The sequence below is a fragment of the Afifella sp. H1R genome (assembly GCF_021462425.1).
GTDB classification, from domain to species: domain Bacteria; phylum Pseudomonadota; class Alphaproteobacteria; order Rhizobiales; family Afifellaceae; genus Afifella; species Afifella aestuarii.
Genome location: NZ_JAKEDY010000002.1, coordinates 949,516 through 963,987 on the forward strand (window position 1 = coordinate 949,516; position 14,472 = coordinate 963,987).

Consider the following 14,472-nt stretch of genomic DNA (forward strand, 5'->3'; position numbering starts at 1 on the left):
CAAAATCAGGGCTCTGGGGGCTTTGAATGCGGATTGTGTGGAAGTGGGCGACGGCCCTCGTTGTCGTCGCAGGAGTTGCGTTTGCGGGTGTCGCCGAGGCGCGGGAGCCGGTGCCGTTCAAGGACACTTATCGTCCTGGCACGATCGTCGTCAAAACCAAGGAGCGCCGGCTTTATCTCGTTATGCGTGGGGGGCAGGCCCTGCGCTACACGGTTGGCGTCGGTCGGCACGGCAAGCAATGGGAAGGGCGCACGCGCATTTCGCGCAAGGTGGTCGATCCCACCTTTTCGCCGCCAAAGGAAGTCAAACACGACATCCCCTCACTGCCAGATCTGATCCCGCCAGGACCGCGCAATCCGCTTGGGCCGCGCGCCATGACACTTGCCGGCGGTGAATACGCCATCCACGGCACCAACCGGCCGAAATCGGTTGGCGGTTTTGTCTCCTATGGCTGCATCCGCATGTACAACCAGGACGTGGTCGATCTCTTCGAACGCGTGCGCGTCGGAACGCCGGTTGTTGTTTTGCCCTGACACCAATCGGTTTGTTTTCATCGCTTTTTCGGGACCTATGCGGGCCGTCGTTCAATAACGATTGCGGCATGCCGCATTTGGCTCTTGCCGGATGCCGGCCGGGGTGCATGTCTTGCCTCAGAGATAGGCGGCCGCTGCGAGAAAGGGCGCTATTTGCGTTCGTTTCGTGCGTCAGGCGGCTGAAAGAAGAGGCGAGGAGACCCGATGCCCGACCGCTACGAGCCGGAGAAGAAGAAACGCATCGAAGAGGCCACAGCGAGGCTTGAAGCAGAGGCTGAAGAGGCGGGGATCGAGGCCGCGCCACTCAAACGCTTTGCCGAGATCTTTTTTGCCCATGCCGCGGGCGAGGATATCGCCGTCTATCCGGCCGAAAGCCTGGCGGGTATCGCCAAGACCGCCTTCGCCTTCATCGCGCAGCGCGATCCGGACGTGCCGAAGGTCAGCCTTAGAGACATCGATGCGGCCGACGAGCGCGGTCGTCCGGTCACCGCGATCGATATCGTCGGCAAGAACCGACCGTTCATCTTCGATTCCGTTCTCGGGGAGATCCAGGCCGCCGGGCAACCGATCCATCTTGTCCTGCATCCGATCTTTGAGGTTTCGCGCGATGAAGCCGGACGCCTGACCGAATTTGCTGCCGCGGGTGCGGAATCGAAAGGCCGCCCGAATCGGGAGAGCTTTCTGCATATCGAGATCGCTCGCCTGCCCGACGAGGCGGCGAAGAGTGAGCTCGAAGCGTCCTTGAAGAGCCTTCTGCAAGAGGTGCGGGTTGCGACCGAAGACTGGCGCGCCATGCGCGACCGCTTGCGCATGGCGATCCGGGACTACCGTGTCGATCCGCCCGAGCTTGACGAGGACGAATTGGAAGAGGCGATCGCCCTTCTGGAATGGCTCGAGGACGACAATTTCACTTTTCTGGGCACGCGTGAATTCACCTACGAACAGGATTCGGGTGGCGCACTCGACCACGCTCATGGCGAGGGGCTCGGCCTGCTGCGTGACCCCGAGGTGAAAGTGCTGCGCCGTGGCGCCGAACTTGTCACCATGACGCCGCAGATCCAGGAATTCCTGATGAGCCCGGAACCGCTCATCATCATGAAGGCCAATGTCCGCTCGCGCGTGCATCGCCGCGACCATATGGACTATATCGGCGTCAAGATTTTCGATGAGAACAACCGCGTCACCGGCGAATTGCGTGTCGTCGGCCTGTTCACGTCGAGCGCATTCACCCGTTCCGTTCAGTCGATCCCCTATATCCGCCGCAAGGTCGACCAGATCCTGAAGCGCGCCGGCTTCGATCCCTTTAGCCATTCCGGCCGCACGCTCCTCAACATCCTTGAGAGTTTTCCGCGCACCGAGCTTTTCCAGGCCGATCTCTCCACGCTCTATGATCAGGCTATGGCCGTCCTGCATCTGCAGGAGCGTCCGCGCGTGCGTGCGCTCAGCCGGGCCGACAAATTCGGCCGCTTCGTCTCCGTCCTCGTCTATGTGCCGCGCGACCATTATTCCTCGGACATCCGCGCCAAGATCGGTGAGGCGCTGGCGGAGATGTATGACGGGCGGATCTCCGCCGCCTATCCAGCTTTCCCCGAGGGACATCTCGCGCGTGTGCATTTCATCGTGGCGCGGGAGGCCCGTGATCCCGAAACGGCTCCCGTGGATCCCGACCAGGGTGAGGTTGAGGCACGCATTCGAGCCATCACCCGCACCTTCGAAGACGGGCTGCGCGAAGCGCTCGCCAACGCCTTTCCGCAGCAAACAGAGCTTTTCGGAGAGTATCGGGACGCCTTCGGACGTGAATATCAGGCGGCCTTCACCCCGCAAGATGCGGTCGAAGACATCCGCATCGGTCGTGAGCTTTCCGACCGATCGGTGATTGCCGCGCATTTTCACCGGCGCATCGCCGGCGGATTGAGGCGCACGGCTTTGCGTTTCCATCATCTCGATGCGCCGATCCCGTTGTCGCGGCGCGTGCCGCTTCTCGAAAACCTCGGCTTCGCCGTTGTCAACGAGCGCACCTACCTGGTTCGCCCGGCGACCGGCTCGGCCGTTTACATCCATGACATGACGCTTGCCGCCAAGGATGAGGCGGGTTCGGGCGAAGTCGATCCTGTCGGCGATGCCGCTTCTCGGCTCCAGGAGGCGATCAGTGCCGTATGGGGTGGGCGTGCCGACAATGACGGCTTCAACGCGCTTGTCCTTTCCGCCGGCATCACCTGGCGTGAGGCTGCGCTCTTGCGCACCATCGGGCGGTATCTGCGGCAGACGCAGCTGCCTTATTCGCTCGACTACATCTGGCATACGCTCGGCCGCAATGCGCTTTTGGCGCGCCTTCTCGTAGACCGCTTCCGGGCGCGCTTCGATCCCGCGATCGAGGACCGTGAGGCCGCAGAGGCTGATGCCGAAAAGGCTCTGGACGGCCCGCTCGACCGAGTAGACAGTCTCGACGAGGACACGATCTTACGCGCCTACCGGGCTGTCATTCTCGCGACCAAGCGTACCGATTATTTCCAGACGGATGCCGAAGGTGCGCCGCCGCTCGCGATCACCATCAAACTCAAGCCGCGCGACCTCGCCTTCCTTACGCCGCCTCGGCCGTTCCGGGAGATCTTTGTGCACTCGCCACAGGTCGAAGGCGTGCATATGAGATTCGGGCCCGTCGCCCGTGGCGGTCTCAGATGGTCGGATCGGCCGCAAGATTTTCGCGTCGAGGTTCTCGGTCTCGTCAAGGCACAGCAGGTGAAGAATGCCGTTATCGTGCCGGTCGGAGCGAAGGGCGGTTTCTTTCCTCGGCTCCTGCCGGCGGAGGGCAGCCGCGAGGAAATCTTCGAAGCGGGACGCGATGCTTATGTCGCCTTCGTTGATCGGTTGCTTGCGCTCACCGACGATCTTGAGGGTGACGAGGTCATTCCGCCCGAAGACGTCGTGCGCCACGACGAGGACGACCCGTATCTTGTCGTTGCCGCCGACAAGGGCACGGCGACCTTCTCCGACACGGCTAATGCCGTCTCCGAGGCTCATGGGTTCTGGCTTGGCGATGCGTTCGCCTCGGGGGGCTCGGCCGGCTATGACCACAAGGAAATGGGCATTACTGCCCGCGGCGCGTGGGAAGCGGTGAAGCGACATTTCCGCGAGGTCGACCACGATATCCAGAGCGAACCGTTCACGGTTGCCGGCGTCGGCGATATGTCGGGCGATGTCTTTGGCAACGGTATGCTTCTGTCGCGTGCGATCCGTCTCGTCGCTGCCTTCGATCACCGCGACATCTTCATCGATCCCGACCCGGACCTTGAGGCGAGCTTCAAGGAGCGTCAGCGGCTGTTCGAACTTCCGCGTTCGTCGTGGAAGGATTACGACGCGAGCCTCGTCTCCAAGGGCGGTGGTGTCTTCTCTCGCCACGACAAGACAGTGCCGCTTTCGCCTGAAACCTGTGCGCTTCTTGGCCTTTCCGGGACCTCCGCGCGCCCCAATGAGGTCATCCGCGCCATTCTGAAGGCGCAGGTCGATCTTTTATGGTTCGGCGGCATCGGCACCTATGTGCGAGCGCCGCACGAAAGCGATGCCGAAGTGGGTGACAAGGCAAACGACCAGATCCGCGTCACCTCTGCAGAGGTCGGTGCGAGGGTGGTCGGGGAAGGTGCCAATCTCGGCATGACGCCCCAGGCGCGTGTCGATTACGGCCTGCGGGGCGGGCGCTGCAATTCCGACGCGATCGACAATTCTGGTGGCGTCAACTCCTCCGACCTTGAGGTCAATATCAAGATCGCCCTGGCGCCCTCGCTGAGGTCGGGCAAGCTGGAGCTGGAGGAGCGCAACCGCTGCCTGGCCGCGATGACCGATCAGGTCGCCGACCTCGTCTTGCGCAACAATATCCAACAGACGCTGGCCATCAGTCTGGAGCAGATACGCGGCCTCGACGCCCTCGCCAATCAGGCGCGTTTCATGAACGAACTTGAAGCCGCGGGCCGGCTCGATCGGGCAGTGGAAGTCTTGCCGGACAATTCCACCCTGTCGGAGCGCCAGGCCCAGCGCCAGCCGCTGACCCGGGCGGAAATTGGCGTTCTTCTCTCCTATGCCAAGATCGTTCTCTTCGATGATCTCGTGGCAAGCGACATCCCCGACGATGAATACCTCGCGCGCGAACTCTTCCGCTATTTTCCGGAGAACATGCAGGAGCGGTTTGGTGATGAGATTTCAGGCCATCGTCTGAGGCGGGAGATCATCGCCACGCAGCTCGCCAATTCGCTCATCAACCGCGGCGGGCCTACCGCCATCGTCCGATTGCGTGATCGCACCGGTGCGACGCCGGCTGATATCACCCGCGCTTACACGGCCGTGCGCGATGCTTTCTCCATGCAGCGCCTGCATGCGGAGCTTGAAACCCTCGACAATAAGATCGGCGGCCAGCTGCAGCTTGAGCTCTATCTGCGGGTGCAGGATGTGCTTCTCGATCGCATTGGTTGGTTCCTGCGCAATGTCGATCTCCGGTCCGGCATCGGTGCAGTGGTCGAGCGTTTTCAGGAGACGCTGGAGGCGCTGCGGCAATTGCTGCCCGACCTCCTGCCAGAATTCGCCGCAAATGCGGTCAAATCGCGAAAAGCCTGGCTCGTCGAGGCGGGCGTCCCCGGCGAGCTTGCCGAGGAGCTCGCCATCCTTCCCGAACTTGCCAATGCGATCGACGTGGCACTTATCGCGGAACGCTGCGGCCGGCCGATCGAGGCGGCCGCAGCGGCCTATTTCGAGGTCGCAGATCGCTTCTGTTTCTCCAGGCTCGAGGCGATGATCCTCGCTGTCGAAAGCCCCGATTATTACGAGAATCTGGCGACAGAGAAGGCGCGCGATCAGCTCGCCTCCGCGCATCGGGTGCTCGCCCTCGACGTTCTCTCCTATGCCAATGGAGGGTTCCCCGACGTCTCCGCCTGGGAAGAGGAATATGGCCGCAATGTCAGCGCGACCGCGAGCCGGGTGGCCGCGATCCTTGCCGATGGCCGTGCGACGACGGCGAAGGCCACAGTCGCCGCGAGCCTCCTTGCCGAGCTTGCGGAACAGCAGATGTCGAAGACATCAGGTTTCGCCGAAAGGCACTGATGGCGGGGCGCGGCACGTTTTGCCGCGCCGCCTCCGCGAGTGTCTGATTGAGGCTACACTGTCCCCGACAGAGCAAGCTGCGCGACCGCGAGATCCTGAACCGCAATCCCGGTGCTGTCGAAAATCGTCCGCTCGTCTTGACGTTTGCGCCCTTCGGCCTTGCCGGCCAGCACGTCGAGAAGGGACGAGGCAGTTCCGGATTTGAGGTCGATACGCTGGAACTCGCCAAGCGTCGCGGACTGAACGAGGTCGTCGTAGAAGAGACACGATCGAGCGAGCAAGGGCACGGGAAGTTCCTGCTTGCCGGCCGTGTCAGCGCCCATGGCGTTGATATGCTGGCCGGCGGGTGACCAGTCTTCTGGAAACAGCTCGGCTTGTGACGGCGTGACGGTGATCAAAATGTCGGAGCAGCGCACGGTGTCTTCGCGCTCCGCAAGGATGAACTGGCGTTGCGGATGAGCCTCAGAAAGCATCTCGGCAAGGGCTTTCGCCTGACCGTGTTCGGGTCCCCAAATGCGCACCGTCTCGATGTCGCGCACCGCCATGGCGGCCTCGACCTGGCTTCGGGCCTGCATGCCGGTGCCGAGTATACCAAGGTCTGTGCTGTCGGGACGTGACAAGGCGCGGATCGCGACGGCCCCGGCTGCGGCGGTGCGAGCCTCCGTCAGCCAGTTGGCTTCCACACAGGCGAGCGCTTTGCCGCTTGTGGCATCGAACAACAGTGTGGTCGACTGATGGTTGGTCAAATCGCTTTTGGCGGCATTGCCCGGCCAATAGCCGCCGGCCTTCAGCCCCACCAGCGCGAACCTGTCGATCTCGCCGGATTTCACGCCGAAGGTGCCGAGGCCGCTTGCAAGCCGCTCCCGCACGACAGGCAGGTTGCGCGCAGAGCCTTCCGCCACATCGCGGAAAGCCGTTGCCACGGCCTCGATGGCATTCTCCAGGGTGACGCAGGTGCGCGCCTGCGTTTCGGTGACGAGACGCATGTGTCTTCCTTGCTTTTGTTGGTTGGCCACTCAGGCGAGGGCGAGCTTTCTCAGGCGCTCGAAGAGAGGGTCGCGCTCGTTGGCGTATCTCTCCATGATGGAGAAGTGATTGGCGCCCGGCTCGACATGGAAGTCGACGCTGGCGCCAGCCTTCTGGCAGTGTTCGGCGAATAGTGCCGATTGTGCGACCCAGCCCGGGCTCTCAGCACTTCCGACGATGATGTCGAGGGCGACATCTGTCCTTGGTCGCATTCTCAACGGACTGACTGCAGCCACCTGTTCGGGGCGGAGCCGGATCGACTCGTTGACGGTGATCCCAAGCACGGGCTGGAGTTCATAGATGCCGCTTATCAGCGCCGCCGCCGCAAGACCTCCAGGCGGGGGGCCGTCCGCTGTCGCAAGAGCGCAGGCGAGAAGATGAGCCCCGGCGCTGTGGCCTGAGGCGGTGATGCGGGTCTTGTCGGCGCCAATCTTTGCGGCGAAGGACGGCAGCGCCGCGAGGCATCTTTTCGTTTGCTCGACGATCTCCGGAAGCTCCACCTTCGGACAGAGGCTGTAATTGGCGATGACGAGAGAGATGCCGGAGCGCACGAAAGGCTGCGCGAGAAAGCTGTAGTCGCGCTTGTCACGTCCGCGCCAATAGCCGCCGTGCAGGAAGAGATGGAGAGGGCTGTCTGGAGCGGCCGGGAAGATATCGACCGTTTCGTCATGTCCCTCGCCGTAGGAAATGTCGGCGAGATAATCGGGCTGGCTAAGACGAGCTTCTTCGCTCAGCGTGTCGGCCCGCGCATGGTAAGCCTCCACATCGTCTGTCGAGACGCGAGGATTATATTGCCATTCGTGATCTCGGGCGATGGCGGCCTCTCGGACTGTCGGCATCAGGCGGCCTCCTTCTTTTCCATGAGCAGATCCCACAGCACGCGCCGGTATTCGGCGAATTTGCGGCTTTCACGGATCTCTTCGGCGCGTCCGGCACGCGGGCGTTCGATGTCGACATGGATGACGTTTTCAATGCGACCCGGACGTGCTGACATGACGACGATCCTGTCGGCGAGCATGATTGCCTCGTCGATCGAATGCGTGACGAAGAGAACGGTCTTCTGCATCGTCTCCGACAAGGTCAGCATCTCTTCCTGAAGCACTTCGCGTGTCAGAGCATCCAAAGCGCCGAACGGTTCGTCGAGGAGGAGGATGTCGGGGTCGATTGCCAACGCGCGTGCAATACCGACGCGCTGCTGCATTCCGCCGGACATCTGGCGTGGATAGTGATTGCGAAACTTGGAAAGGCCGACCGTTTGCAGCGTGCGGGTAATCCGATCCTCGTGCTCATTGCGAGGAACGCCCCGTGCGTCGAGGGCGAAAGCGATGTTCTGGCTTGCGGTCATCCACGGGAGGAGGCCGTATTGCTGGAAAACGAAGCCACGTTCCGGCCCCGGTCCGGTGATTTCGCGCTCGCCCAACTTGATTGAGCCGCCGGAACGGTCCTCCAGCCCCTGCACAATGCGCAGCATCGTCGTCTTACCGCAGCCGCTCGGGCCGACGACGGTGATGAACTCGCCAGGCTCAACGGTCAGATCGAAGCCGGAGAGGGCCTCCACCTCGTTGCCGCGGCGGTCGAGAAAGGTTTTGGAGAGGTTCGCGATCGAAAGAACGGCCATTGAGTATTTCTCCGTAGTCCCCGAAGGGCGGCTTGTTCCGCCCTTCGGGTATTCGATGTTCAGCGCTCGTAGCGCCCGATGTCCTCGAGAACCTCTTGCGTCACCGATTGGTCGACGACGCGATCTGCTGGCAGCACCTCAGCTTGCAGGCCGGTGTCGACGTTCAGCTGCTGCATGTATTCGGCCGCATTATCGCTGATCAGGCCGTTTGGATCCCAGATGCCGCCTTCGGTGTAGAATTTGTAGAAGGCATCAAGGTCCTCGTCGGAATAGTCGAAATGCTGCTTGGCGACGGCGAGCGCCTCATCCTTGTTGTCGAAGACGAAGCGGGCGGCGAGGAGTTCCGCCTTGATGAAGCGCTTAAGGATGTCGCGCCGGTTCTCGATCATGTCGTCGCTGGTGTCCCAGGGGATCATGACATAATCGGGCAAATCCTTGCCGACGATGGAGAGAAGCTCTGCCTTGCCGCTGCGTTCGACTTCGGGTGAAAACGACGCGACGGTGGCATCGACCGAGCCGGAAATCACGGCGTTGAGCCTTGCGCTCGACCCTTTGAAGGAGACCCAGTTGATGGTGTCGATCTGCTCATCCGTCACGCCGGCTTTGTGGAGCAGGGCGAGGGTCACGACATGCGGCAGCGAGCCGGGGCTCGAAATGGCAACGTTCTTGCCGGGAAGATCTTTGATGCTCTCCACACCGGCGCCTGGCCGTACCCAGAACGCGTAGTGCAGGCCGTTGTGAACGCCACCGACGGTTTTGACCTTGGCCCCCTTGGCCGCTGCGACGAGTGTTTCCGACATGCCCGCTTCGATGATGTCGGTCGATCCGGCAATCAGGGTGCGGATGGGCACCGAGCTGTCGGCGATATGGGTGAATTCCACATCGAGATCCTGGTCCGTGTAGAAGCCTTTATCCTGAGCGACGAATTCGACCAGGTTCAAAAACATCTTGGCTGGAAGGGTCAGCCGAACCGTGTCTGCGGCGTTGGCCGCCGTGGCTCCCATAAATCCTGCCGCGAGCGTTGCGGACAAGGCGAAAGACCTTGCCCAACCGAGCGTATATTTCATGCTGTCTGTTCCTCTTGTTGCTTGTGGCGCATTCGACCCGGGCGTTATCGCCACGAGCCGAGACGCTCCTCCAGCCATTTGACGGCGAAGGTCAGGATGTTGCCGATAATGGCCAGGAGGAAGACCGGGACGAACGCCTTCGCCGTCTCGAACTGGTTTGTGTAGTTGATGATCAGACCGCCGAGCCCCGCGATCGACGTCAGGAACTCTGCAATGACCATCGCGATGATGCCGCGGCTCACGGCAAGGCGCATTCCTGAGGCGATGTAGGGCACCGCGGAGGGCATGATGATCCGACGGAAGGTCATCCAGCGCCCGGCGCCAAACGCCTTGCCGATGTCGAGATAGCTCTTCTCGACATTGCGCACGCCCGACAAGGTGTTGATGATCACGGGAAAGATCGAGAAGAGCGCGACGATCACCACTTTCGACAGAAAGCCGACCCCGACCCAAAGCATGAGTAAGGGAACGAGCGCGATGAGTGGCATCGAGTAGAGCGCGTTGATGTAAGGATCGAGAACGATTTCCGTCGTTCGGTTCAATCCCATCGCGACGCCAATGATCACCCCCAGGACAGCTGCAATCGTAAAGCCGACGGCAAAGCTCGACATGGATTGCGCCGTGGCGGTGAACAGTTCGCCATCGGCTGCGAGCGCATAGGTGGCCGCGAGCACATCGCTGGGCACGGCGACTAGGAGTGGGTTGCCGTAATGACCGAAAATTTCCCACGCGCCGATCAGGATCACAGCGGTGATGATCCTGATCATCGTGTCCCGTGACAAAGCGGATTTGCGCTGGGCACTCTTCGGCTGGGACTGCGTCGCTGCCGTTGACGAGTTGGAGCGAGGGGAACTCATCCTGTCATCCTCTGAGACGAATTTTGTATCTTTTGTGTAAGTGGAAACGATCTCAAATTGATTGTCAAACTGTTTGTCAGACAAGATGACATAACGCTCGATAAGGTGTACGTTGCTGCACAGATTGCAAGCGAGGTGATGAAGCCGTGAGCAGAATCCAGCGTGTCGTCGCTCCGGTCAGGGGCCAGGCGGAGGAGTTTCTCCGTCGAGCAATCGAAAAGGGTGACCTGCTGCCGGGTGATCGGCTTATCGAACGAGAGATCTGCGAAACCCTCGAAGTGAGCCGTCCGCTCGTTCGGGAAGCGCTCCGGGCTCTGGAATCGGACGGGCTCGTGCGGCCGCTTCCTCGCGGCGGGATCGCCGTAACTGTGCTGACGCCCGAGGAAGCGATGCAGATCTATGTGGTGCGTCGGGAGATCGAGGGGTTGGCGGCGTCGCTCTTCGCTTCAACGGCCAGTGAGAAAGAGCGCGTGAAACTGCGGCGCATCATCTCTGATCTGCATGCGGCCCTCTCGGCGGACGATACCGAAGGGCTTCTCGACGCCAAGAACCGCTTTTACTCGGCACTTTCGGTAGGGTCTGGAAACAAGGTGCTGCAGGAAGTGTTGCGCAACCTTCATGGCCGCATCCGGCTTTTGCGCGGGACGTCGCTGTCACGCCCGGGACGCACCGCGCAAATGGTGGCCGAACTCTCCGATATTGCCGACGCGCTTCTGCAAAAGGATGCCGTCACAGCCCGGCGTCGGACCGAAGCGCATATCGACAATGCTATACAGGCGGCGAAAGAAGCGTTCCAGGATACGGTCGCCGCGGCCGAATAGATCGCCTCGGTACGCGGTGCGCCCGACGTGGAGCCCATCTTTTCGTTGCAGGCGGCTCATGTGACCCGCCTGCATTCTATGACGTTTTCGCCATTGGTCGTGATCAATGCCGGAAGTGGCGAAGCCCCGTGAACACCATCGCAAGGCCCGCCTCGTCGGCTGCGTCGATCACTTCCTGGTCGCGCAGTGATCCGCCCGGCTGAATAACGGCCGTGGCGCCCGCTTCTGCGGCGGCCAGGAGGCCATCCGCAAAGGGGAAGAAGGCATCCGAGGCGACGACGGAGCCACGCGTCAGAGCATCTTCGAGCCCGGCGGCGCGCGTCGCCTCTTGCGCCTTCCAGGCGGCGATGCGGGCGGAATCGACCCGGCTCATCTGACCGGCGCCGATGCCGACAGCCGCTCCGTCCTTCGCATAGACGATCGCGTTCGACTTCACATGCTTGCAGATGCGGAAGGCGAAGAGCAGATCGGCAAGTTCCTGTTCGGTCGGCTCGCGCTTCGTGACCACTTTGAGATCCGCCATCTTGACTTGCGCGGCGTCGATCTCCTGGACCAGAAGGCCGCCGGCAATCGACTTGACCATCATGCCTGGCGCCGGCATGGCGGAGCCCGTCAGGAGCACACGGAGATTGGCCTTTGCCTTGAGGATCTTGAGCGCCGCTTCGTCGGCGTCGGGCGCGATGACGACCTCGGTGAAGAGAGCCGTGATGGCCTTGGCCGCCGCCTCGTCCAGCTGCCGGTTTGCGGCCACGACCCCGCCATAGGCGGAGACGGGGTCACACATCAGCGCTTTGGCATGCGCTTCGGCCAGCGTGTCAGCGACGGCGACACCGCAGGGATTGGCGTGTTTGATGATGGCGATCGCCGGCGTTTCCGGATCGAGATCCGCGGCAAGCTGGAAGGCTGCGTCGGCGTCGCTCAGATTGTTGTAGGACAGCGGCTTGCCGTTGACGAGGCAGGCATTCGCAGCACCAGGTTTGCTCTTGTCGGTGGAATAAAGCGCCGCCTTCTGATGCGGATTTTCGCCGTAGCGAAGTTCCGATGCGCGGGTTGCGGCGAACACCATACGTTCCGGGAACTGCGTCTCCGACTGCTCGGCGAACCAGCTGGAGATGGCGGCGTCGTAGGCGCCGGTCCGTGCAAAGGCTTTTGCAGCAAGCTCGCGGCGCAGCGCCTTGTCGACGCCGCCGGAGACAACGGCTTCTGCGACACGTCCATAATCGGCGGGATCGGTCACCACGGCGACGAAGGCGGCGTTCTTGGCCGCGGCGCGGATCATTGCGGGTCCGCCGATGTCGATATTTTCGATGATCTCGAGCGGATCGCTGCTTTTGGCGGCCGTCTCTTCGAACGGATAAAGGTTGATCGCGACGAGATCGATCGGCCCGATCCCGTGTTCCTGCATGGCGGCCTGGTGCTCGGAATCGTCGCGGATCGCTAGAATCCCGCCATGGACCGCCGGATGCAGCGTCTTTACGCGCCCGTCCAGGATCTCGGGAAAGCCGGTGATCTCGCTCACGTCCTTGACGGGAAGTCCGGCTTCCTTGAGCGCCCGCGCCGTGCCGCCGGTCGACAGGATTTCGGCGCCAGCCTCGACGAGCGCCTTGGCGAACTCGACCGCTCCGGTCTTATCGGACAGGGAAATAAGGGCGCGTTTGACGACAACGCGTTCAGGACCGGAAGAGCCCTTTTTGGAAGAAACCGACATGGTGAGCCTCGGGGACGTCGCGAAGAAAGGAAGAGCGTCCGGTCTTAATCCCTCAGGCGAGGCGCGCAAGTCTCCAGGCGACAGCGTGTGCATCGCCGACCTCGCCGCTCACCACAATCTGCAGGCTGCGGCCGGATCCTCTGGAAAGAGAAAAAATCGTGCTTTCTTCAAGAGCCAGAGGTTGATCGGCCGTGAAGCGCCAGACCGCCCCATCGGAGAGGACGAGATCGATATGCGGCGGCATGTCTGTGTCTTCGGGCACTTCGACCCCGACGCTCGGCTCCAGATGAAAGCGGATGTCGAAGGGGGTTCGCTCCGAACCGTTGCCTTCGAAGAGGTCACGTCCTTCCAGCGCGAGACCGTTGCCGGAGAGGACGAGCTGGCGCCTGTGCACGAAACCCAGCGTCTTTGCGTAGCCGTCATGGGATAGTTCGAGCAGAATCGTGCCGTCTTTTTCCTGGCGGCGGTTTCTCTCGACGCGTTTCGGGCCACTGACGAGGAGGACACGCTCGCCTTCAGTTTCCAATCGACTGGAGGACGTATCGGCGAGCGTTGCGGTGGAATGCGCCGCGGTCAGCCGAGCGGCGCGCCTCAAGGCTTCATAGCGGGCGCGGGGTGCTCCGCAATTGATGATAAGGCGCTGGCCGTTATGGGAGAATTCGAAGGCGAGGGTGCCGGCATGCGCTTCGGCGCTGAAGGCGAGCGGCGGCGGCGGGCCGGCATCGACGATCAAAGCCGCCTCTCCGGCTTCCAGGCGTTCGAAGGCCGAATAGGGGGCGGAGGCGACGGGTTTGCCGAGCGCCTCGTCATAAGCGAGTACGGTGGAGAGCTGATCGCGGCCGCCTGCGGAGGCACCGTTGAACTGGGCGAAGGCGCCGTCGGCATGGCGGAAGAAGCGCAGCATCGGCATGGCGCGGTCGATCGCGCCCAGGATCGCTTCCGGAGGGTGCTGGCCGCGCGCGACCACCGTCTGACGCAGGGGCAGAAGGTCGAGAAGCGCTTCCAAAATCGCCGCAGGAGAGCGGGAGATATGGCCGCCATCGGGCAGGAATTGCACGCCAATCTCGTGACTTACGCGCTCCAGCCCACGCTTGGCGAGACGCTCCTGGCGCGACAGGCACAGCCCGGCCATGGCAAGCGCAATCGCCACCTGCAGGCGCGGCAGGCCAGGCTCGGCGGCGTAGAAGGATTTGCGCAGGAAATGCGCGTGGCGCAGCATGGAACGCACGTAAAGGCGGTAGAAATCGTGGTCGGCGCCTTCGAGCACCAGCGCCGATTGTGACAACAGCGACATGGTGCGCCGTGCTGCCACCGGCGGTTCCCAGGCGACGGCATGGTGGCGCCTTTCGGCGCTCATCCAATCGTGCACGATGACCTGCGCATTGGAGCGGGCAACCGGCGTCGCGGCCGCTTTCAGATGGCGCAGCCAGCCGAAGCCATGCAGCTCTTCGGCCCAGTCCGAACTTGGCGGGATCATTTCGAAGGGTGATTTTCCCTTCGTCTCAACCCATTGTCCTGCAAAGGAAAATCGGCCCGAATAGACCTCTTCCGCGATCGTCGGATCGGCGGTTCGGAGGTCGGGCGGGGCAATCAAAAGCTGTGATCTGCCGCCGCCACCAATGAAAGCGGGTGTTCCGATGAGCGTGCCCAAGCGGAGACGGCGGCTCACGCGTTCGGCGCGTGAGAGCGTCAGCCTCCATCGGTCGCTCGAGGCCAGGGGTGCCATATTATTGGCGCGTAACGGGGTTTGCGAT

At 62.2% G+C, this 14,472-nt stretch carries 10 protein-coding genes; 3 read left to right on the forward strand and 7 right to left on the reverse strand.

Annotated features, from left to right (window positions below; genetic code table 11):
• Positions 1-26 precede the first annotated feature (26 nt).
• Together L0F51_RS15960 and L0F51_RS15965 are read left to right on the forward strand one after the other, a co-directional pair.
• On the forward strand, positions 27-533 hold the full coding sequence (locus L0F51_RS15960; RefSeq protein WP_234630144.1) for a L,D-transpeptidase: 507 nt from the start codon (positions 27-29) through the stop codon (positions 531-533).
• Positions 534-737: 204 nt separating this feature from the next.
• Positions 738-5,621, forward strand: coding sequence for an NAD-glutamate dehydrogenase (locus L0F51_RS15965; RefSeq protein ID WP_234630145.1), 4,884 nt, complete (start codon positions 738-740; stop codon positions 5,619-5,621).
• A gap of 53 nt (positions 5,622-5,674) precedes the next feature.
• Here L0F51_RS15965 and L0F51_RS15970 read toward each other — a convergent pair whose 3' ends face one another.
• Genes L0F51_RS15970 through L0F51_RS15990 form a run of 5 tightly spaced genes read right to left on the reverse strand, consistent with a single transcriptional unit; the run spans position 5,675 to position 10,099 of the window.
• On the reverse strand, positions 5,675-6,607 hold the full coding sequence (locus L0F51_RS15970) for an ornithine cyclodeaminase family protein (RefSeq protein ID WP_234630146.1): 933 nt from the start codon (positions 6,605-6,607) through the stop codon (positions 5,675-5,677).
• Between the two features lie 30 nt (positions 6,608-6,637).
• The gene (locus L0F51_RS15975) at positions 6,638-7,486 is read right to left on the reverse strand and encodes an alpha/beta hydrolase (RefSeq protein ID WP_234630147.1); all 849 of its coding nucleotides are present in this window, start codon (positions 7,484-7,486) and stop codon (positions 6,638-6,640) included.
• Positions 7,486-8,265 (reverse strand): ABC transporter ATP-binding protein, encoded by a 780-nt coding sequence (locus tag L0F51_RS15980; protein WP_234630148.1) that lies wholly within the window; start codon positions 8,263-8,265, stop codon positions 7,486-7,488. Before L0F51_RS15980 ends, L0F51_RS15975 begins: the two co-directional genes overlap by 1 nt.
• Before the next feature lie 59 nt (positions 8,266-8,324).
• Positions 8,325-9,332, reverse strand: coding sequence for an ABC transporter substrate-binding protein (locus tag L0F51_RS15985; RefSeq protein WP_234630149.1), 1,008 nt, complete (start codon positions 9,330-9,332; stop codon positions 8,325-8,327).
• A 44-nt stretch (positions 9,333-9,376) separates the two neighbouring features.
• Complete coding sequence (locus tag L0F51_RS15990; protein ID WP_234630150.1) at positions 9,377-10,099, reverse strand: ABC transporter permease; 723 nt, start codon at positions 10,097-10,099, stop codon at positions 9,377-9,379.
• 236 nt (positions 10,100-10,335) lie between these two features.
• Here L0F51_RS15990 and L0F51_RS20215 point away from each other — a divergent pair, with 236 nt between their 5' ends.
• Positions 10,336-11,010 (forward strand): GntR family transcriptional regulator, encoded by a 675-nt coding sequence (locus tag L0F51_RS20215; RefSeq protein WP_234630151.1) that lies wholly within the window; start codon positions 10,336-10,338, stop codon positions 11,008-11,010.
• Between the two features lie 103 nt (positions 11,011-11,113).
• Here L0F51_RS20215 and purH read toward each other — a convergent pair whose 3' ends face one another.
• Together purH and L0F51_RS16005 are read right to left on the reverse strand one after the other, a co-directional pair.
• The gene (gene purH, locus L0F51_RS16000; protein ID WP_234630152.1) at positions 11,114-12,718 is read right to left on the reverse strand and encodes a bifunctional phosphoribosylaminoimidazolecarboxamide formyltransferase/IMP cyclohydrolase; all 1,605 of its coding nucleotides are present in this window, start codon (positions 12,716-12,718) and stop codon (positions 11,114-11,116) included.
• Positions 12,719-12,770: 52 nt separating this feature from the next.
• Positions 12,771-14,387, reverse strand: coding sequence for a heparinase II/III family protein (locus tag L0F51_RS16005; protein ID WP_234630153.1), 1,617 nt, complete (start codon positions 14,385-14,387; stop codon positions 12,771-12,773).
• Positions 14,388-14,472 lie beyond the last annotated feature (85 nt).

Bases quoted from the DNA above. Each gene is read 5' to 3' on its own strand.
- L0F51_RS15990 (WP_234630150.1), bottom strand. From the start codon at position 10,099: ATGATCAGGATCATCACCGCTGTGATCCTGATCGGCGCGTGGGAAATT.
- L0F51_RS15980 (WP_234630148.1), bottom strand. From the start codon at position 8,265: ATGGCCGTTCTTTCGATCGCGAACCTCTCCAAAACCTTTCTCGACCGC.
- L0F51_RS15960 (WP_234630144.1), top strand. From the start codon at position 27: ATGCGGATTGTGTGGAAGTGGGCGACGGCCCTCGTTGTCGTCGCAGGA.
- L0F51_RS15975 (WP_234630147.1), bottom strand. From the start codon at position 7,486: ATGCCGACAGTCCGAGAGGCCGCCATCGCCCGAGATCACGAATGGCAA.
- purH (WP_234630152.1), bottom strand. From the start codon at position 12,718: ATGTCGGTTTCTTCCAAAAAGGGCTCTTCCGGTCCTGAACGCGTTGTC.
- L0F51_RS15965 (WP_234630145.1), top strand. From the start codon at position 738: ATGCCCGACCGCTACGAGCCGGAGAAGAAGAAACGCATCGAAGAGGCC.
- L0F51_RS15970 (WP_234630146.1), bottom strand. From the start codon at position 6,607: ATGCGTCTCGTCACCGAAACGCAGGCGCGCACCTGCGTCACCCTGGAG.
- L0F51_RS15985 (WP_234630149.1), bottom strand. From the start codon at position 9,332: ATGAAATATACGCTCGGTTGGGCAAGGTCTTTCGCCTTGTCCGCAACG.